Source organism: Marinomonas lutimaris (genome assembly GCF_019426345.1).
Classification (GTDB): Bacteria; Pseudomonadota; Gammaproteobacteria; order Pseudomonadales; family Marinomonadaceae; genus Marinomonas; species Marinomonas lutimaris.
The window spans coordinates 84,863-105,456 of the sequence record NZ_JAHLLW010000010.1 but is presented as its reverse complement, the minus strand read 5'-3'; the positions used below and the strand labels follow the sequence as shown (position 1 = coordinate 105,456).

The window sequence follows — 20,594 nt, the reverse complement described above, 5'->3', positions numbered from 1 at the left end:
TCTTTATGATGAAATACTTAGATCAAATAGCGATACTAGGTAGTGAGTTTAGATTAAGCGTTTACGAATATTCACTACGACAATTTCTGCCAATATAACGATGACAAAAATAGCCAATAAAGACATAGCAACCCGATCCCATTGGAATAGATTCATCGAATCATCAAGCACTACGCCGATACCGCCAGCTCCTACCAAACCTAGCACAGCAGATTCTCGGACATTAATGTCCCAACGAAACAATACGATACTAAAGAAAGCAGGTAGTACCTGAGGCCAATAGCCTTTCAGCAAAATAGACATCCAAGATGCGCCAGTGGCTTTTAGTGCTTCAATAGAACCCATATTCACTTCTTCAATCGCCTCCCCAAGTAGCTTTCCGACAAAGCCGATAGAGCGGAAGGCAATTGCTAAGACACCAGCGATCACGCCTGGGCCAAAAATGGAGACAAAAAGTAATGCCCAAACCAGTGAGTTTACCGAGCGAGAAGACACTAGGAAAAATCGAGATATCCAATGACACCAAGCTGAATTAACAATGTTGCTGGCATTCATTAATGCTAACGGAATCGCAAAAATTAATGTAATGAGCGTACCTAATGTAGCGATGTTTAATGTCTCAACCATAGCGTCGTGTACGGCAACAGGATAGTACGCGAAATCAATGGGCCACATACGGGAAAACATATCTGCCATTTGCTCTGGCGCATCCAGCAAGAACTCAGGGATGACTTCGACAGATTGAATGGATTGCACAAATGCTATAACAAGAACAAGGTAAACTGCATAACGAGATAGTTTTTGTTTTAGCGTAAAACGCTGCCAGTGATGATCTATTGTGTTCATAAAAATAGGCTCCTAGGTCAAACTAGCGAAAAATGCTTCGAACGATGTTGGATAGAAACTCGCCAAACATAATTAGAGCGATAATGATGATCAGAATGGCCGCGACAAAGTCGTAATCAAAGCGTTGGAACGCAGAGAAAAGTGTGCCACCTAAACCACCCGCGCCGACAATCCCCACCATGGTGGAGTTACGCAAGTTAGAGTCGAGCTGATATGTGGAGAAGCCAATAAAGCGAGAAAACACCTGTGGCATAACGGAAAATAAAATGATGCTAGTAAAGCCAGCGCCAGTGGCGCGGATTGCTTCGACTTGCTTAAGAGAAATTTCTTCTATGGCTTCAGCAAAGAGTTTGGCGATAAAGCCAACCGATGCAACAACCAGAGTTAAAATCCCTGCCAAAGCGCCAAATCCCACACTCTTAACAAACAAGATCGCAATGATCACAGGGTGAAAAGTACGGCAAAGTGCGATAAGTGTTCTCACTGGTGTACTGATCCAGCTTGGCATCATATTACGAGCAGCAAATAACCCTAGAAACAATGAAATAAAAATTCCGCAAATACTTGAAATAACGGCAATTTCAAGGCTTTCAATCAGTCCGCTCATTAGCAAAGACCAGCGACTAAAGTTAGGCGGAACCATGCGACCTAGTAGGTTACTGGCGTGGCCTAAGCCTTCGTTAAAACGTTCCCAACTTAGACCCATCGCATTAAAAGAATAAACCACATAACAGATGACTAGCAGCCAAATTGCAGTAACAAACCAGTTCTGCTTGAATGGATTTTCTCTGTTTTGTGAAGAATTTATACCAGCCATGATTCACCTCCATAAATTTGTTTTAGGTGCTCGTCGGTAATGCCTTCTGGTGGACCGTCGTAAACCACAATGCCATTGCTCATGCCGATCATACGTTTGGCAAAACGACTGGCCAGTTTTACGTCATGAATATTGACCAAGGCTGGAATGTTCTTTTCTGCAGAGAAGCGTTCAAGTAGCTCCATGATTTCCACGGCAGTTTTTGGGTCGAGAGAAGAGGTTGGTTCGTCAGCCAATAGAATACGTGGGTTTTGCATCACGGCTCTAGCGATGCCCACACGCTGGCGTTGGCCACCAGAAAGGCTATCGGCGCGTTTTTTTGCATGTTCGGTTAAGCCCACAGCGTCTAATAATTCAAATGCAGTATTAATGTCTTCTTGGCTGAACTTTCTGCGCCAAGCTTGCCATGCAGACATGTAACCTAGACGGCCTGTTAAGACGTTTTCAATAACGGTTAAGCGTTCAACAAGGTTGTATTCTTGGAACACCATGCCCACTTGGCGGCGTAGCTTGCGCAATTGAGCGCCTTTGGCTAAGCAAAGGTCAGCATCATCAAATAAAATTTGCCCATCCGTAGGATCAATTAAACGGTTGATACAACGCAGTAATGTGCTTTTACCCGTTCCAGAAGGCCCTATGATGGCGACGATACCGGGTTCTGTGATGTTAATATCTATCCCTTTTAAAATGGGATTTCCTGCTGTGTATTCTTTTTTTAAGTTTCGAATTTCTAGAAAGTTTGAACGCTCAGCTGTGTTTTGAGTGACAGACATGATGATTTCCTACAGGCGAAGAGGTCCAACAACCTGATGGATCAGGCTGTTGGTCTTTTTAAAATACGTCTTTTTAAATGGATTAAACGATTAGGGATAATCGATTATTGGCTTTTACTGGCGGCTTCTTTTTTTCGCTTGTCTGCAGCCGCTTTAGCAGCATCTGCTTCCGCTAGCTGTTTAAGTCCAGCTTTGGTGTAAGCGGTACCAGATGAGTGAGCGATATCGCGGATAACTTGCCAATCTTCTTTGTAAGTGATTGGGAAGAAGCGATCAGCGCCACCGAAAGTCTTTTGCATTTCTGGTGGAAAGCGGAAAGTGAAAAAGGCTTTTTTGATCTTTTCAACCAACTCAGGATTGAGATCATAAGCGTAGCCAAAGGATGAAGTTGGGAAGCGAGGGCTGGTATAAATGATACGGAAATCATCTTTGCTCACGCGTTTCGCATCAACCATGCGTTTGAAAACATCTGAGGCAACAGGTGCAGCATCATAATCGCCAGATAGAACACCCATAACCGATTGATCGTGCTTACCTGAGTATTTCACTTCATAGTCTTTATCAGGCGTTAACCCCAATGCTGGGAAAATAGCGCGAGGCGCTAAGTTGCCTGAGTTTGATGACGCAGATGTATGAGCAACCACTTTGCCTTTTAAGTCAGCCATTTTGGTAATGCTGCTGTCTTTGCGAACGATGGTGATGAGGTTGTAACCTTGAAACGCTTCCTCTGTGCCTTTTACGGCGATTGGAACCAAACCACCGAGGTTAACAGCGTAGCCAGTTGGGCCAGTAGAGAAGCCAGCAATGTGCAATCGGCCAGAACGCAAAGCTTCGACTTCTGCCGCATTAGAGTGAACTGTGTAATACACCACTTTTTTGCCAGTCACTTCACTGAGATATTTTTGAAAATCACTGAATGCGTCTTTATAAACCGCAGGATCTTCCACAGGAGTGTAGGTGAATACTAAGGTGCTTGGATCTCGCCATTGGCTTGAATCTTTTGGTAGGTCGGCAACAAGGTCGTAGTTTTCGTCACAGAACTTATCGTCTAGAACGCCACGGTAGCTGCAGTCATCAGCTAGGGCGGTGCTGGCACCTAATAGCAATGAACTTGAGAGCACTAAACCTGTTAATAATTTAATAGGCATTATTATTTTCCTCGAGATGTATTTTTTATTGTTATCACCGGTCGGGAGAGTCCGTTGTCCGAGATGAGTCAATCCCACACGTAAGAAGGATTGACTGATGTAGAGCAAGTCGGATGCCAATAGTAATAAATCTTTTAAAAACAGATGCTTAATGTTTTTATTTATAAAGTGATCATATTTTTTGGGACGTTTTAGTCTCATGTGGAAATAGGAAATGGGTCATTCTTGTCCTTCGTCTTCTGGTGCTTTGAATTGCTGTTTGTCTAGTTGGTGTTTCTTCATTTTTCGGTAGAGAGTCTTGCGTGACATATCCAATAGTTCAGCGGCTTCATTTAATAGGCCGTTGGTGGCTCTTAGTCCTTCTTCAATAATGTGGCGTTCGAATTGATCCATGCGCTCTTCATAACTTCCATTTATGTCGTCTTCGCGCTTAATTGATGCGAGAGAGTTTTCGCTAATGCCAAGCACAAATCGGTCAGCTGAATTTTTCAGCTCTCGAACATTGCCTGGCCATTGATGCTGGATCAAATAATCTAAATACGAAGGTGTGATGCTGGGTAACTCTCTAGAGAAGTGCTCGGCGGCCTTTCGTGCGTAGTGATGGAATAGCGGCAGAATATCTTCTGGTCGATCTCTGAGTGGTGGAATGGTGAGACTGGCAACGTTGAGTCGGTAAAATAAGTCTTTACGAAACTTTCCTTCATCGCCCAGTTGGGCAAGATTGTCTTTGCTAGCAGCGATAACCGTGAGCTCGACGGGAATGGGCATGGTGCTGCCGACTCGCTCAATGGTGCGTTCTTGTAGTACGCGTAGTAATTTAATTTGTACCGGCAGTGGCATGGTTTCTATTTCATCCAAAAATAGTGTTCCGCCATTGGCCGCCTCAATCTTGCCGATATGGCGTTTATTAGCGCCGGTAAAGGAGCCAGCTTCATGGCCAAAAAGCTCACTCTCAATCAAGCTTTCGCTGATGCCGCCACAGTTAATGGCAATGAATCGGCCTTTGTTACGCAGGCTAAATTGATGCAATGCTCTGGCAACCACATCTTTGCCACTGCCAGTTTCGCCATAAATAATGGTGTCGACATTGGCTTGTGCTAGGGAGGATATGTGCTGGCGAATGTTCTTAATGGCAGCCGATTCGCCAATGATAAAGGCTTCTAAACCTGTTTGTTGAGCGAGGTTTTGTTTTAGTTTTCGGTTTTCTAAAACCAGCTGTCTTTTTTCTGCGGCACGTTGTAGCTGGCTGATCAATTGGGCTGGCTGCAAGGGCTTTTCAAGAAAGTCATATGCGCCTTCTTTCATCGCTTCGATGGCCATAGGTATATCGCCATGGCCGCTCATTAGTAGGACGGGTAATTCATGATCTAGTTGTTGTAGGCGCGCCAGTAAATTCATGCCGTCCATTTTGGGCATTCTGACATCACTCAGTATTACCGCTGCGCTATTTCTATCGAGCAATGCGATGGCTTTGTCGGCTCTGCTATGGCTTTCTATTTGAAAACCTTCAAGCTCTAGCATTTCGGTTAATGCTTCAATGATGGTTTGATCGTCGTCGATAATGATTATTTTTATTGTGTTAAGCATTTTTTTTCTGCCTTTTTTAATTCTAAGGTAAAGCGGCTGCCTGCTTCTGGTGTTGATGACACTCTAATTTGACCGCCAAAATCTTGAATTATGTTGTAACTAATAGATAAGCCCAGACCGAGTCCTTGACCTACTTCTTTTTGAGTAAAAAATGGATCGAAAATTTGTTCTAACTGACTTTCCTCAATACCAATTCCAGTGTCTTTTACGTCAATCATTATCCTGTCGTCTTGCTCATAGACCTTGATGGACAGCTGTTTTACTGGCGCACTGGATAAGGCATCAACGGCATTGCTAATCAGATTCACCATGACTTGTTCTAACCTGATTGGTTCGGCAAGAACATAGAGTGATGCTGAGTTTGCTTGATAATCTAATGTGCAATGTTGTTCTATGATCTGACTCGACATGAGTTCGATAGCATCTTGGATGACAGTATCTAAACAGACGGGAGTCAATTCAGTACCTGCAACGCGAGCGAAGGCTTTGAGGTGTTTGGTAATTCGCGTGATCTTCGTGAGTAACAGACCTATTTTATCTAAGCTATTTTGCGCTTTGTCTACTTGGCCTTTTTCCATATGTCGCCCTGCTGTGTGCAAATGACTGGCAATAGCGGTTAACGGTTGATTTATTTCGTGGGTGATGCCTACACCAAGCTGACCTAAGGCTGCGAGTTTTCCAGCTTGTACTAATTCGTTTTGCGCGGCTTTTAATTGTGCTTCAGCGGCGACTCTTTCTTCTATTTCAGCGGCGAGAGTTTGATTGGTTTTCTCTACTTCTATAGCCGTTTGCTGGAAGTATTGTAGGTCTCTGGCCATGCTGGAGACTTCGTCATGTCCGACAATGCGTATTTTGGTATCCAACTGAGAGCTAGCAATGGCGCGCATGTTTCTTTGTAGTTCGATGATGCGTTGTAATACATTGCGACGTACGTAAAACCAAGAAATAGCACAAGCAACACTTAGGCTTATAAGAGACAGCAATAGAATATTACGAATGCTGTTGTTGATGGATTTGATGGCACCTTCAAGGGAGCCACGAATACTGGTATTGGTATAATTGGTATATTGATTGATTTGCGCTGCTAATTGTTGAATATGTTGCTGGCTATTTTCTAAAAGAAAACTTTGTTGGTAGAGCAAGTCTAGCTCTTCATTTTTGAGTTGGAATAGTTCGCCTTGTCGAGAACTCATGGTGAGTAAATCGAGCAAGGATTGGCGTAATGGTATTGGCACCTGTGGCAACAGAGTAAGGTATTGAGCAATCTCTGAGCCTAACTTTTCAAGTCGTAAAAAGGTGTAATCTAGTTCGTTAAAAGAGGCATCATTGCTGACTTTTTCTATTAAACCTGAGAAGTAATACAGGCGACTAATGACTTGTTCCAATTCTGCTGAGCGTTCCAATTGATCCACTTGGAAAATGAGATCCTGAAATAAAGGGAAAATTAGTAATGACTGTGTGGTCAGTTCGCGTCTTATGACTTCGCGGCGTTCAACGCTTTGATTTAAGAGCGTTAGGCTGTTTTGGATTTGCGTAATGAGCTCAAGAAAATATCGATTGTAGTCCGGCAGATTGCGCATTAAAGAATCCATATCACTGATGGCGGCACTCAGCTCGTTCATGGTTTTTTCTCTGGAAATGGAAGCGTCACTGGTCACGAGCATTGGTGCAGTCGCGACGATTTGACGGCTTTTATCGTTTAATCGAGCCGCAGCATCTAACCCAGGAATGTCCTGATATTTTAGTAGAAGAAGACGATCACTAAGCTGTAAATAAGTGTTTGTCGCCAAACCGCTTGCAACAATGGTGATGGAAGAAATTAAGACGAAAGCCAAAAATAGCCTGCCGCCAATACCAATATTGCGAAGCCAAAAAAACGCGGGGATGCCCATGAATGTATACCTTATTATTTTTATAATTAAATAACCTAATGAAAGATTGATGCCAACTTTAAGGCCTTATAATCGTTAGGTTTGAGCTTATATTGAGGACAAAAATGTCCCATCACAAGCTTTTACTGTCTTTTGTTATCTTCTTTGGTTTTTAGGAATCAATCTCATCTTAGCGTGTTATTATTAGCGTGTTTCATGAGTTGAGTTTTAATTTTCGAAAATGGCATTGGGTCTTAGGGAGGAGATAGTGTTGGTGGTTGCGTATAGTCAAAATGCTTTTTTTATAGATAACACATTGGATGATGTTGAAAAAAAGCGTGCCTCTAGTTTTCGGTTTGAGCATTTACGCGGACAATATACCTTTGCTCATGCTTTTAAGCGGCAGGTTTTGAGTCATTATTTTTCATTTAAAAAGCCATCTGAGTGGTATTTTCATCAGACGCCAGCTGGCAAGCCTTTTATAAAAGAGGGCATTGCCTTTAATCTTAGCCATAGTGCCAGCTCTGTTGCGGTTGCCCTTGTCGAATCTACTGATAAAGGTGCTGTTGGTGTGGATATCGAGTGTTTTCGGCAAATGGATGATCTTGAGTCAATGATTGAGATGGTCTGTCATCCTGACGAGATGCAGCAACTTGATATATGTGATGATCGAAGCAAAGGTTTTTTTAAGCTTTGGACTGCGAAAGAAGCACTGCTAAAAGCCTGTGGAAGTGGTTTGATAGACGACTTGAATCGTATCAATTGCCAACAAAGTTTATTGAGTGACCAGTCTTACTCTTTACATTGGCAGGGCAAACAATATTGCTTGAAAAGCTTTTCTTTTGAGTGGGGAGTGATTACAGCTGTGTGGTCTGCCGATCTATTGGTGTCGGATATTCGACTCGATGACTGGACCTCTGGGGCTGTTGCTAGATTCCTATAGTGTTTCTTAAAAGATCGATTTAGTAGGTTGCCGTTGACTACCTACTAAATCGCTTATTTATGATTACATGGCCATGAAATCGAAATAGTCGTATAAGCGTTCGCCTTGGGAATCTAAAACCGCTTGGCGTAAGTCCATTTCATTATTGCCTGGTTGAGTGTGATTTACTTTGCGGCAGAAATTATAGACCCAAGTTATGACGCTGTTTTCATCAGGTAAATTGCCTTGCCTATCGGCAGCGTAATGCGTTCCACATACACTGAGTAATAGACGTAGTGTTAGCGTTCGAAGACAAAGCGTGGTCGTCCATTCTTTCAGAGAAGTGCCATAGTCTTTGCCGTTACTTGTATGAGATATAAAAGGAAATCCTGTACGGGTTATTTCTGCTGCAACAAATCGCTTTAAGCTGGATTGCAACCACTGACTTTTATGATTTTGATAATAGTCTTTGAATTCTTGCTTAAGTTGGCAACGTGGACGATTTTGTAGATCGTGGGAATGGATCGTAAAAGCACCGATCACGAGTTGGCGTAAATGCTCGGTTGTTTCACTTGGACGGTCAAGATTTTCAAGTAACATATAAAGTAAATCTGTGGTGTGTTCTGCGCTTTTTGCAATGTCCTTTAATGAAGATAATAGCTGTTTTGGCTTGCTTTGCATGATGATTTTAGGCCAATCAGTCAGCGAGTTTTGTTCTAATTTTGTCGCCATATGCCATAAAGTCGATAAGGTTTCTTCGATACTTTTTTCTTTATCTAAAGTTGATTCCATAAGGCCTGAAATGGTTTCTTGCCACAGGGTTTGACTTAATTCAGCTATGTTCTGATTCTGTAGCTTGGTACCATTTTTATGATTGTCGGGAAGTTCTGTTGGTTGCAGTGCAAAAGGGTGATCGTCGAATAAGCATTTGCGAGCGATTTCAGGACAACTCATGGTGCCTGAACGTGTGTAGAACTGGCTGAGTGAGCGATACATGCGCGGATAATCTGTGCAGGTATCAGACAGTAGGGATTCGCCATGATCACGATGAATAATACAAAGACCTTGGTCTTGAGCCATACAGCCTGATTCATTATTTTGAATACGATAGCCATCGCTGTCTTTGGCTATGATGTTATAAAGAGAAGGATAGTTATCAAGGTAGTTTTGCGCTTGCTCGTCATTGACGGCTATACGCCAGTTATGGCTGCAGCAATTGTCTGCACATTTGTCGGCAAGACAGCGAAAATTTTCTATATAAGAAAAGCCTAAGGTAGAGGTTGATTGCTGCATGATAAAAATCCTTGTTAAATATTCCTTATTGAGTGGTTAGTACTGACAATTAGTTTCCTTTGTAATCTAATTATTATGATTCATAGACGCTTTATATGAGGCCTTTGCTCTTGATTTCGTGCAAAGACCTCTATTTGTCTCTTCTTTAGACGCTGAGTGTTAATCCTTTTGATTCTTTGAGATCTTGGATTGCGTTTGCTAACTCGGGTTTGGCTTCGGTGAAGTCGCCTGTGATGGTGTAATTACGAGGTGTGTTTTGATCTTGCCCATAACTAAAGTTAATGACGCCTGCTTCACGCTCCATATAGATCGAGGCGTTACTTCCACCACCTAAAAAGAGTGTTGGTGCATTAAAGCCTTCTGTATGTTGACCTGTTTCAAGGATGGAGATAGATTTAATACGTCGCTGTTCAGGGTCTGCAAGTATTTTTTGCGCTTCTTGCAGGGTAACTTTACCTTCAACAAACTCTTTCTCAAGCTTGAGTCTTGGTTCATCTTTAAGTTGTAATGTTACCCAGGTGTAGGTATTTGGCTTAGCGCGAATATCGTTGATCATGTTTGAGATAACAGGGTCGTCTTTCATAAAATTGCTAATTTGCTCAGATAGTGGGTCTTTCTTTGACGGTGCAATCAATGATGTTAAAAAGTTTAAAACCCCAGAATGGTCGAGTTGATGTGGGTTAGCATGGGATACAACGCCTTTAATGTCTGACATTAGGTCTACGTTTCTTGTCGCGGCTAAATGCTGAATATCGATACTTTTTATGCCGTTTAGTGCTGCATATTGCTGATCATTTTTTGGTTTGGTTTCTTCTGTATTGCCAGATAAAAAATGGTCTTTAAGCACTTTTAGTTGTTCATCAATATTTGTGAGTTCGTTTAGCCCCTTGAGTACTTGCTGACTGGCTGGATCTTGGAAGGCATCGCTTAACTTGCTTTGTAAACCTTTCATGTCTTTTGTGTTTACTTCTGATGATGGTTTAGACTTAAGTTCCCCTCGAACTTTGACCGAGTTGTCAACCGCAACAGTGGCAGAGCTTGCTATGTTGGCGTTCATAACAAGGTCACCTTCGCTCTTATTCAGGTTAGAGCCAAGAGTCAAAGCGCCGTCGATTCCAGCAGAGGCTCTATTAAATAGTCCATCGGTTTTGTTTATACGATGTTTTGATGAGTCAATTGATTGGTACTTTAGATCATCATGATTCATAGATAGTATATTAAGGTTAGCGCTCATACCGCCACCAAGGCGAATCATCGCGGATGGGTTATCATCTGCATCGGTTAAATTGACTCGTGCACGTGCTGCTACGTTAATGCCCAAGTCGACACTGAAATTCCATTTCTTACCTTGAACATTGGTATGCTCCGTGCCTATGTTTATAAGTTCTTCCGGAGAAATGTTTCCTTTAGTTAAGCCCTCAACAAAAGCGTCAATGGTATCACCTCGAAGGTTTAGCTTTAGCTCATGCATATTTGCCGTCCCCCCGTTTAAAGTGACACCAGCGCCAGCGACTACATCTGGTGAGAAGTTGTGATTTTTATTGATAGCAATGGGGATTCTATCTTCATTATCGCCCATTAGATCCGGCAAGAAATTTTTGTTCATTCCAAAGTTGGCGCTACCACTTTGGGCAAGGTTGCCTTTTAGAACGACTTCAACGCCATCACCCAAACCGTTAATCTCAAGATCGTAGCCACGCTTGCTATCGATTCCAGCAGAAGGAAACAGACTAACTGGTTGGTTACCCAATTCTGTAGGAATGAAGGTGGCTGATGCCCCAAGGTTGTATCCTCGGCTAATGGTGATACTGTCGTTAGCTTTTAATGAATGCATTAAATCTTTTAAGTCACTATTAAGCTCACTCTGATCCGTACTTCCAAGTACGGCTCGTGTAATCAAATTCACGCCATGCTCAGGAGAGCTGAAGCTTTTGATAAAGGATTTAGCGACGTCGTAATGTCTCTCTACATCCTTGTGTCCAGTCATACCTTTGTCTGTATAGTGTTTAATACGGCTATTTTCATAGCTTCCATCTCGAAGTTCGGACACATTTTTGTGAAGCATATCTATTTGTGTTTGATCTGGTGCTTTACCTGATAGTAGCTCGGCTTTGTCGATGAGATTGTCTAACTTTTGCAATGTGAGTGTATCCAGTACAAGACGAGCTTTACTTAAGGCCATTTGGTCATTGGAGTCACGCATACGACCAGCAGGAATTTCTGTCTTACGGTGACTCATGTTGACGTTCATTTCGGTAAAGGTTTTAAGTAACTGAGAGACGTTACTATCCTGAGAGGCTGGATTACGTTTCCAGCTCGTGAGTACCTCTTGGCTGAGGTTGTGACCAGACCTATCAGGGTTAAGGGATTGCACTGCATCTTTGATTACAGATGGTTTGTAGTTTAACTTTAGTTCAGCAGCATTATTATCCTGTAGCACGCCTTGATGCTTTCCTAGCTGGATGAGTTGCTTTTCGGCACTGTGTTCAATTTCCGAACGAAGTGATTCTAATTCTGCTTTTAAGCCATCGCCTAAAGGACCTAAATCTAAACGATCAATTCGAGTTTTTACATCCATACTATCTCGCTTGGGCAAGCTGTTAGATTCGATGTTGGTGTTATTTGCTTCAAGAGCTTTATATAAAGCGCTTTCTTGTTCATATAAAGGCTTTAGTCCCTCACGACCTTGCCATTGATGTTGTGCACTGTAAGCGGCCGTTTTAAGTGGGCGGGGGATCTCTAGAGATGGTTTAAATACGTGTGCTTTTAAACGATCGGTAAATTTACTACTGACTTTATTAGATTCTAAACCTAAGACGCCACCTAAACGCGCATTCATAGTATATTGCACACCATCATCACTTATTTTGACGCCTTTTGTTGCTAGCGCTAAATTATTAAAGAACTTATCTCGCATAGTACTGGAGCCTGAACTTGTAGCGGGAGTAGACTTTTCCCATCCTCCTTCTAATTTGGTGAGTTTAGTGTTTGTGCTTGTGGTTATTTCTAGCTGGTGGTCTTTAGTTAACGTTAGGCTGGCACCGTCTAGATTTTTTGTTAGAAGATCATTTGTTTCTTCTTTCCATAAAGAGGTGGATGGAGAGGTTTGAGGGGCTTGCCAATCATTTTTTGACAGACTAAAGAGCTTGCCAGAATCTGTGAGTGCAAACAGTTGATGGTCTCGATCAACACTTAGTTGCTTGATATTGCCCTCTACCCCCTGAAGACTAATGTCGCGAGGGGGATGCATAGGATTGCTAGTTCCTGGTCGGATATGGCTGTATTGCAATTTACCTGATTCAGATAAACTGACATGCTGATAGTTGTCGAGCACAGCGACCGCGTTAAGTTTTTCTTCGGGAAGGCCTTTTGGTCCATCGGCTAACGAGGCTTTACCATGGGTTTGCGTCAATGAAAAAACATTATCTGCGCCAAAACCTATTTTGCTAGAGCTTGCATCAACGGTGACTTTTTTTAGGCTTCCGTCTTGAAGAGCGTACGCTTGCCCATCTACACCTCGTTGCAGGTTTTGAACATTATCCCCAATTTTTGACCATTGTTGGGTCAGTTTGTCTTTGCTGTAGAGAGTGCCATTGTCGATCGAAAGAGAGCCTAGGTTACCAAAGTCTTGTTCTTTCATAGCCTGGCTATCAGATAATTCTAATCCTAGGGTGTTGTTTAGGTTTAGTGTGTCAGATAGATTCCAGCCAGGCTTAAATGTATTACCGGATGCACTGTTAGCGGGGCAGCCATGTAACTGGCCACTGTGGTCGCGAGCCAGTAGTGATAGCGAGCCATCTTTATGAGCGGTGAAACCTTCAAATTTTACGTCTTTACCAAATGCATTTTGGAGTTCAGCTTGTGGTAAGGCTTTGAATTCGACCTTGCTTTGGCCTGTTTTTGGCAGTGATGCACTGAGAACATTGTTATCATTATCAATGGCGAACAAACGATCATTTGAGATATGTACTTCTGTTAATTTGATTGGGTCTTTTTGTCGTGAAGTCTCTGCGTATTTTAGTTCGAGGTTTTGTATGTCTTGTGCTGGGGAGCTTAAATTTGGTAGTAAGCTGAGTGTTGGTGCATCGTCAGATTTTAATAATAGAGCCACTTGGCCCTCTTGATTTACACTGAAAGATTGAATCTCTTGCTCTAGTTTTGGGCTGCTTTGATTTGTCGTCAAGTTGGTTATTTGGTGCTTGTTCTTGATCCCTAACACGTTGTCATTGACTTCAGTCAGTTTATTGACGGGGTCGTCTTCTTGCTGCCAAAGCTTTATGCCCGATAACGCCTCTGAGTCACTGAGTTCTTTAAGAGCATATAGTTTTCCTTCACTAACGCGCCAATGGTTGTCATTAGTGTCAGAATAGATGCCTGTCGCTACTGAGTGGTAGCCGTTGTCTGCCGAATTTTGTCCTGATTGTTCCAAGTGCTCTATGAGAGATTTAGGTGGTGCAGAGGCATCTAATATTGGTGTTGATGAATGCATTGCGAGCAGACCAATATTTGGTTGAGTCGCTACTTGGAAGACTCGACCCTGTTTATCCAATAGCAGTTGATTTTGATTGTCTTGATGGCTTTCATGGGCCGTATACGTTTGCGATGATTTACCTAATGTTTCGCCAAGCAGTGTATTTAATGCCGTTTCACCGCTAAAGACGAGTTTCTCTTTTTCAAGACTGATTATCGGCCCTTTGATGCTGCTTGTCTCGGCAGTTGTATTACTTGTTAATGCTGATGTAGAGGAAACATTAGAGTTATTTCTTGATAATTCTGAGGGTGTTGAAGGTTCAGAGTTACTGCTTTTTATTTTTGAACTCTCTCCCGTTTCTATGGTTGTGGAAGGTGTGCCGGTAAGAGGCTCTTTACCTGCTCGTTTTATAGAGAATGAATCTTCATCAAAGCCTTCATTTACGCCTTCAGGTATTGTGCTTAGTTTTTGGTTGCGGGCTTGAAAAGCCTGTAAATGGCTAAGTACCTCGGGATCATTTTCAGTGTCATTATTGACTAGATTAAAATCAAGTGGCGTGTTTTGTATGTCTTGACTTAGAGTGTTGGCTATTTTAAGTGCTTGAGTTAGCGACTCATTTTGTTTGCCATGCTCCCTAAATGTTGTCCCAGAGGATCCGATAGAAGAGCCACTGTTGCTTAGTAGGCTGCCTAATGTTGTTCTTTGGCGTCCATTGTCTGGTTGTTGAGGTACGTTGGCTTTGTTGGCGTTTTGGGGCGAACTTTGGGGCTTGTTGTGTTTTAAACCAAGTAGGCTTTTCAAAGAGAATTTTTTATTTTTCTGTTTCGCGGGGCTGCATCCATCTGGTGTATTTTCCAGCTGCGTCAGGTTTTTTGGTAGATTAGTGCTCTGACCTTCTCTGGCTAATGTCGCTACTTCACCCTGTTTGCTGATTGATTGTGTCGATTTTTGCTTTAATGATGTTGATGTTGATGCTTGGGAGCTTGAAGCATGGGCAGTTTGATTAAAGGAATGAAGAGAATTTTCATGTATTTTCATAATATAATGCCTTTTATATCAGAGCCTTATTTAAACTTTATTTAAGCTAATAAGGCTCTGCTCTATAATTGGTACTGCCTATCAAGCTGTATAAAGCAGAGGTTGTAATAGTATTAGTTGAGAGAAAGAGAAGCGGAAGACGGAAGCTTGTACATTCCTTTCACGTTTTCAGTTTGTACATTGTTGGCTGTCACATTAACTGTTGAGCTGTCACTCTGTACCAATGCGTGTTTACCATTGGTCGCTTTTACATCATTTAATTGAATATCCCAGTCGCCTTGCTGCCCACCATTAGTGCGAACCAGTTTGCCAAAGTTATCCGCTTGAACATTGTTCAGTATCAATGTGCCTGAATCATTTAGTTGGAATATTTTGTCATCAGCATTTTTAGCGCTGCTATTGGATATCTCTACTCGTCCACCTTTTTTCATGGTCATGGCGTCTTCACCAACATCGGTCCAGTGAACATTGTCCAATTTGGCGTCACCGTAGGTATGAATGCCATCAGCTTCATTGTCGCCAAGTACTACATTTTTCAATGATGCTCCGTCTTCTAAAATGAAAAGAGGTTTTTGGTCTTCAGATTGACCGCCATCACCCAATTTACTGCTTGCCGTAAAGGTTTTTCCTGCACCGTCAAATGTTTCACCAGCTTTTACGACAATTGGCTCATCAATCACCACGGCATCAGAGGATGCGGTAGGAAACATGGTGCTATTAACGGATGAATTAGAGGTGGTTATGGTGCTTTTTTCTGTCATAGGATTACTGCTGGATGTATTCGATGGTGCTGTCTGAGTTGCTATTTTAGGGGAGTCCGGTGTACCAAATGTCTCTGGATTAGTATCCATTAACTTACCTACTTCGCGATTCAGTGGTTTAGCGGCTTCGGAAAGCTGAGCACCATCTTGTGCCGCTGGCTGTAACATATTTTTAAGTAGGTTATTGGCAAGGTCGCCCATTATGCTATTAGCGCTATCAGGTTTTCCTAAGGACGAATTGAGTTGATCATTGTCTGCATTGCCTTGCTGGCCTTTTTGCATTAAAGCAGAGAGCAGTACTGTGAGCAGCTTTAAAAGAGGGTTGTCTTGCATCTCAGAGGACATCTGCTTATCACCACCTAAGCCTTGGTTCATACCCTCTGGTTTATCAGAAATGTTGGAAGAGTTAGCATTTTGTTGCCAATTGCTTGGCGGGGTTAAACGCATTTCTAAACTTAGCATGGTTTATACCTCGATATCCGTGATCAAGTTAGATTGAGTTGCTAGAGCGAGTCGTAGCAATTTGTGTTTGGTATCGATTGAGTGGTGTTTATTGAGAAGTGGTTCCCACAATGTGGGGAATAAATGAGCACTGTGCTTCTATTGTCTTGGTATGTTAAGAGTCTTCACTGGTTAAGCGTATAGCGAGTAATGTTTTCCCCTTGTTTTAATCCATCACGCATGTCTGCGCTCCACCAAATGACTAAATCAGCTTCGGTAGAAAGGGGACGTTTACAGCTTTCTGAGTTGCAGGGTTTGGTTTGGTTATTGGCGCAGCCAGTCAAAACAAGGGTCAATATGAGTATTATGTGTTTCATTATAAGAAGCCTAATTGTTTTCGTTTGAAGTGGTTTGAGCCAGTAAAGAGGATCTTGTTGTAGCGGAATTAGTAGGTAGGTGTACCGCGAGTATCACTTCAATGGACTCTCCCGGCTTAAGCATGGCGTTAGGCTGAACAGCTACTGCTATCGTATCCCGCTGTGCACAATTGGCTTCATCGAAGCGCACTGATTCTAAGCCTTGATTTTCAATGGTGCCGACTACGATGTTGAACTTTTTTCCTTTATACCATTGTCGATTTTGCTTGTTGATTTGTAGTGGCCCTTCCTCTCGGCAATAATTGTCTAATGAAAAGGGGATATCTGTCTGCGGCTCAAAGCCTTCCGGAACATATAAATTAACGAGGTCGGCAAAAGCATCACTTACTTCTGTGCGAGTAATCTTATTATGCTCTCTAGCCAGCTTTTTCTCTTGACTCTTTATCGCTGAAGCCAATGCTTCACGGTTTTCTGACGACACATATTTGAGAGGGTCAACTTCGTTGCCGACTAGTCTAGGAGTGATAATAAATAAGCGTTCACGTTTTGACTGATTATTGCTGGAATAACTGAATAATTTACCAAGTCCTGGAATGTCTCCTAATAGTGGTATTTTATTGTATTGTTGAGTATTTCTTTCAACTCGAAACCCTCCAATGACTAATGAACGTTGTGCTTGTACCACAGCTTGAGTGCTGATGCTGCCACGATTAACTGAAGGTGTATTTTGGTCTTGTTGGGACTCAATACCGCCATCTTCAATATCAAGTGAAAGCTGAATTAGGCTGTTAGCTTGGTCTTTTATTAGGCGAGGAACCACTTGTAAGCTAGTGCCTGCCGTAATAGGAGTAACGTTGGCTACCCGTTCGCCAATGGAGCTAATATAAGACGTGTTATTAAAGTCTATGACAGCAGGTTGATTTTCAATGGTTAGAATGGATGGATTGGCGACGAGTGATGCATCTCCATCACTTTCCATCGCACGGATTCTCGCAAAAAAATGGCCAAAATCTTGAATTAATACGGTGGCTGATGAACCACTGGGAAGAAATGGATCTGTGCCTGACGTATTGAAGGACACTTCAGTGCTGCCTGACCCTCCTTGCCAGTTAATACCAAGTTCTTGTAGCTTATTTTTATCAATATCCAGGATGATGGCATCGATTTCAATGACACTACGAGGTAAATCGAGTTGATGTATTAGCTTTTGGTACATGTCATGTTTTTCATAATCGTCCATTATTAATATGGCGTTGTTACGAATATCGGCACTGATTTTGGAGTTCTTTTTTTTCTTGTCTGATAGTCTTGATGCAATTTGTTCTTGTGATGTGCTTCTATCTAACATTTTGCTCTGTGCTCGTTGACGAGCGAGGTCTTGTAATGAATCCAGTGCCTGCATGCTACTTCCTAGAGTCATATCTAAGGTATTCATAGCCATTGGCGTGCTGCTCTTTTCGTCAAATAGGCTTTGTAACATGCTGGCTACGCCTGGTATTTCGATATCTTTTTCTCGATATTGAATTGTTCGGTTATCCGCTAGTGCGTATTTAAGTGGAAATACCATGACTTCATACTTATCATCACCTTTCTTTTTTTTCTTGGTCAGTGAGCGTATAAAATCAACGTATTTTCTTGGCCCAGAAATGATGACTGTACCTTCATCCGGTAATTCCCCCCAGCCAAAACGTTCTTCTAATAAGCCAACTTGTAGCAGGGCTTCTTTTAAATCAGAAATGGCGTCTTTAGATACATCTAAGCTGACAGATCGCTGGTCATTGAGAGGGCTAATATAAAGAGTACCGTTGTAAACAAACCAAAGAAATTGATGTTCCATGCCTAGGCGGTTCAGGAAGTCAACGGCTGAGTTAGCTCGGATCTTACCTTCGACAACGCCTTTTACACGATCAAGATTTAGGCTTACACCAAATGTTTTAGCAAAGGTATTAAGAGCATCTTCTAGAGACGTATTGTCTGCATCATAAGCATAAGCATTTTTCTTCCATAGCTCCGGCACAGCACTTTGAACTTGGGTGTTCCAGAGACCAATTAGTAATATAAAAACGAATGAAATTTTGCGCATATGCTTCTCTTAATATGGCCTTGTATCAAAATGTATAAATATAATAAGGCGTTTAAAAAGGGCTGGGACTTTTAGATAATCGAGTTGCAAACTTAAGCATATCGTTTGGCGCCGAGGTCGTTTTGTTCGGCTTAAAATTGTTTAACATTTCATTCCAAACCGCAGCCTGATTCGCCAGTATTTCAATGATTGCCATTAGCTTCTCGCTATTTGTATCTGAAGCTTTTGATAAAGGCTGCCAAACTTCAAGCCAATACATCCCGTCAGAGCCTAAGATCGGTTTTCCTGGAAATTGGTTTGCCCCTATTTGTGTTAGTCGTGATAGTAGATCGGGGGCAACTTTGTTGTTTTCTGCATCAATACTGATCAAACAATTTATGCCTTGATTTACTTTAATTAGCTCGCATTGATGTTGTTCGATTGCAAAACTAATACGTGCTTTTGAGCCTACTAGAAAGTGACATAGGCTATTTTTTAGTTCAGCAGTTGAAAACATGGCTAACGAATTTCATTGATTATGGTTTTAGCTAGGTTATGTTTAACCTGTACTTCTTGGTTTACTGCCCAACTTGCAGTGGCATTTTGTCGCATGGCGGAGTTAAAAGCATAGACATCTTCAAGGGAGGCATTGTCTAAATTTGTGATTAGATTATCCATGTTTTTTAGAGTACGGTTAAATTGTAGGTCTAATTGAGAACGTGTCGAATTAATGGAAGACATAGTCACCTCGCATTATATTAATTAGAAGTTTTTGTACGTAATATAGGTGGATTTTAATAAAAATAAGTTCCATTTTTATTTTGAAGAGATTTAAGTGATAGTTTTATTTTTTCAATGTTTTTGCATGGGGATTAGTAAGTTCGTTACAAATAGTCGAACATCTTTTGTCTTTTCCATGAAACCTACGAGAGTATTGGAAAAATATTTTTCATCGGTTTTTTTGATGTCTAAGATGTGACATAAACAAATTTGATCTTCTTCATCAATCGCCAACCAGCAACCCTGCATAGCACTGACCTCAAAGTTTAATAATAATAATTTTTGTAATGATTGTACGGAAATATCTGCAGTAATCTTTATTATTGTACAGTGCAAAATTATATTTTCACTGTGCTCTGGAACTTCAATTATTGCTTGTTCTTGGTTGTTTAAATCGTATATAGCGCAGACGCCATTCTCTAAAGAGAGAGGAGTGTTGATTTTTTTTCCAAAATTTTTAATTAGCTGTTCAGCTTTTAACTGTGTCTCAGTCATCTTTATTCCTTATGATTTTATATATGTATTGGTTTCAGTCTTTTTACTTAAGTGACTGATACTCTTCCTTGGTTCCTAATAAGAGCAGTAATAAAATAGATTATTACCGCTCTTGTTTTTTACATGATGATTTCAGATCAAACATTTTTTTAGAACTTGTCGAGCTCTTGAAAGTCTGGAGCGAATAGTGCCAATTGGTACTCCAATATTATCTGCAGCTTCCTGATAGCTGTATTCATTATCTACAATCATGTTGAGAATATGCTGTGTTTCCTGAGGTAAGCTAGCCATTGCCGCTAGTGTTTTTTCTAAAGTATATTCATATTCAATTAAAATAGCTGGATCTGTTTCAATATCTGATTGTAGTTCAGATATTAATAATTCTGTGATTTCTTCTGTGTGTGGTTGCTTGTAGTGACGTTTGAAATAATTTTTTGTTAAATTTGAGGCAATACCAAACAACCATGTTTCAGGTTTTGATTCACCATTAAACTTATCTTTACAACGAATAGCTTCTAAATAAGTTAATTGTAGAACTTCTTCGACATCCTCATTTTTCCATATTTTTTTACTAATGAATTTTTTTAGTCTACTGTTTTGGTTTTTAAATAAATTTTCAATATTTATTTTTTCTTTATTAGTTGAGTGGACGAAAGTCATTTTTAGTTCCCTTAATTTTTTCTTTTGAGGTGTTAAAGGTTAACAGAAAAAAACATTTTATTAATAGGGGGCTGTGCTTATTTTTATAGCAATAATAAATTGGCCTGATAGTATTTATTAAAATTCTTTAAAAACAATGACTTAGGCGTTTGTTTTTTTGCGTTTAATTTTTTGTTTTCATGTATTTTTATTTTAATGTAAATAAATGATTACATGCGATGTAATCATTTATTTTGTTTGTTTGTGGCTTTG

16 protein-coding genes are annotated in these 20,594 nt (G+C 41.2%); 1 reads left to right on the top strand and 15 read right to left on the bottom strand.

All coding sequences use genetic code 11. The features are described 5' to 3' along the window. Nucleotides 1–48 precede the first annotated feature (48 nt). From phnE (KPL72_RS13020) to KPL72_RS12995, 6 genes are all read right to left on the bottom strand, one after another. Nucleotides 49–846, bottom strand: a complete 798-nt coding sequence (phnE, locus tag KPL72_RS13020; protein ID WP_219703156.1) for a phosphonate ABC transporter, permease protein PhnE — start codon at nt 844–846, stop codon at nt 49–51. Between the two features lie 22 nt (nt 847–868). Beyond that, nucleotides 869–1,663 carry a phosphonate ABC transporter, permease protein PhnE gene (gene phnE / locus KPL72_RS13015; RefSeq protein ID WP_169459056.1) on the bottom strand — a complete coding sequence of 265 codons (795 nt, stop codon included), beginning with the start codon at nt 1,661–1,663 and terminating at the stop codon, nt 869–871. After that, on the bottom strand, nt 1,651–2,436 hold the full coding sequence (gene phnC / locus KPL72_RS13010; protein WP_219703154.1) for a phosphonate ABC transporter ATP-binding protein: 786 nt from the start codon (nt 2,434–2,436) through the stop codon (nt 1,651–1,653). The genes phnE (KPL72_RS13015) and phnC overlap by 13 nt, the downstream gene beginning before the upstream one ends. 104 nt (nt 2,437–2,540) lie before the next feature. Continuing rightward, nucleotides 2,541–3,584, bottom strand: a complete 1,044-nt coding sequence (phnD, locus tag KPL72_RS13005) for a phosphate/phosphite/phosphonate ABC transporter substrate-binding protein (protein WP_212917847.1) — start codon at nt 3,582–3,584, stop codon at nt 2,541–2,543. Nucleotides 3,585–3,803: 219 nt separating this feature from the next. Further along, the gene (locus tag KPL72_RS13000) at nt 3,804–5,171 is read right to left on the bottom strand and encodes a sigma-54-dependent transcriptional regulator (RefSeq protein ID WP_219703153.1); all 1,368 of its coding nucleotides are present in this window, start codon (nt 5,169–5,171) and stop codon (nt 3,804–3,806) included. Beyond that, nucleotides 5,156–7,063 (bottom strand): ATP-binding protein, encoded by a 1,908-nt coding sequence (locus tag KPL72_RS12995; protein WP_219703151.1) that lies wholly within the window; start codon nt 7,061–7,063, stop codon nt 5,156–5,158. The genes KPL72_RS13000 and KPL72_RS12995 overlap by 16 nt, the downstream gene beginning before the upstream one ends. A gap of 247 nt (nt 7,064–7,310) precedes the next feature. Here KPL72_RS12995 and KPL72_RS12990 point away from each other — a divergent pair, with 247 nt between their 5' ends. After that, complete coding sequence (locus tag KPL72_RS12990) at nt 7,311–7,985, top strand: 4'-phosphopantetheinyl transferase family protein (RefSeq protein ID WP_219703146.1); 675 nt, start codon at nt 7,311–7,313, stop codon at nt 7,983–7,985. Nucleotides 7,986–8,048: 63 nt separating this feature from the next. On the opposite strand, the gene fliB is transcribed toward KPL72_RS12990, so the two are convergent. The 9 genes from fliB to KPL72_RS12945 form a co-directional block, all read right to left on the bottom strand. Beyond that, entirely contained in the window at nt 8,049–9,257 is a 1,209-nt protein-coding gene (fliB, locus tag KPL72_RS12985) for a flagellin lysine-N-methylase (RefSeq protein ID WP_219703144.1), read from the bottom strand. Nucleotides 9,258–9,402: 145 nt separating this feature from the next. Then, nucleotides 9,403–14,766 (bottom strand): AvrE-family type 3 secretion system effector, encoded by a 5,364-nt coding sequence (locus KPL72_RS12980; protein WP_219703142.1) that lies wholly within the window; start codon nt 14,764–14,766, stop codon nt 9,403–9,405. Between the two features lie 113 nt (nt 14,767–14,879). Continuing rightward, nucleotides 14,880–15,989, bottom strand: a complete 1,110-nt coding sequence (locus KPL72_RS12975; protein ID WP_219703140.1) for a pectate lyase — start codon at nt 15,987–15,989, stop codon at nt 14,880–14,882. Nucleotides 15,990–16,153: 164 nt separating this feature from the next. Beyond that, the gene (gene hrpT / locus KPL72_RS12970; protein ID WP_212917854.1) at nt 16,154–16,345 is read right to left on the bottom strand and encodes an HrpT family type III secretion system protein; all 192 of its coding nucleotides are present in this window, start codon (nt 16,343–16,345) and stop codon (nt 16,154–16,156) included. A 10-nt stretch (nt 16,346–16,355) separates the two neighbouring features. Then, the gene (gene sctC, locus KPL72_RS12965; RefSeq protein ID WP_219703138.1) at nt 16,356–18,428 is read right to left on the bottom strand and encodes a type III secretion system outer membrane ring subunit SctC; all 2,073 of its coding nucleotides are present in this window, start codon (nt 18,426–18,428) and stop codon (nt 16,356–16,358) included. A 52-nt stretch (nt 18,429–18,480) separates the two neighbouring features. Then, entirely contained in the window at nt 18,481–18,924 is a 444-nt protein-coding gene (locus KPL72_RS12960) for a hypothetical protein (protein WP_212917856.1), read from the bottom strand. A 2-nt stretch (nt 18,925–18,926) separates the two neighbouring features. Next, nucleotides 18,927–19,148: a serine kinase gene (locus KPL72_RS12955; RefSeq protein WP_212917857.1), complete on the bottom strand. Its 222-nt coding sequence runs from the start codon at nt 19,146–19,148 to the stop codon at nt 18,927–18,929. A 111-nt stretch (nt 19,149–19,259) separates the two neighbouring features. Then, on the bottom strand, nt 19,260–19,682 hold the full coding sequence (locus KPL72_RS12950; RefSeq protein ID WP_219703137.1) for a type III secretion system chaperone: 423 nt from the start codon (nt 19,680–19,682) through the stop codon (nt 19,260–19,262). A 132-nt stretch (nt 19,683–19,814) separates the two neighbouring features. Further along, a complete protein-coding gene (locus KPL72_RS12945; protein WP_212917859.1) occupies nt 19,815–20,342 on the bottom strand; it encodes an RNA polymerase sigma factor in 528 nt (175 codons plus the stop codon). Nucleotides 20,343–20,594: the final 252 nt, after the last annotated feature.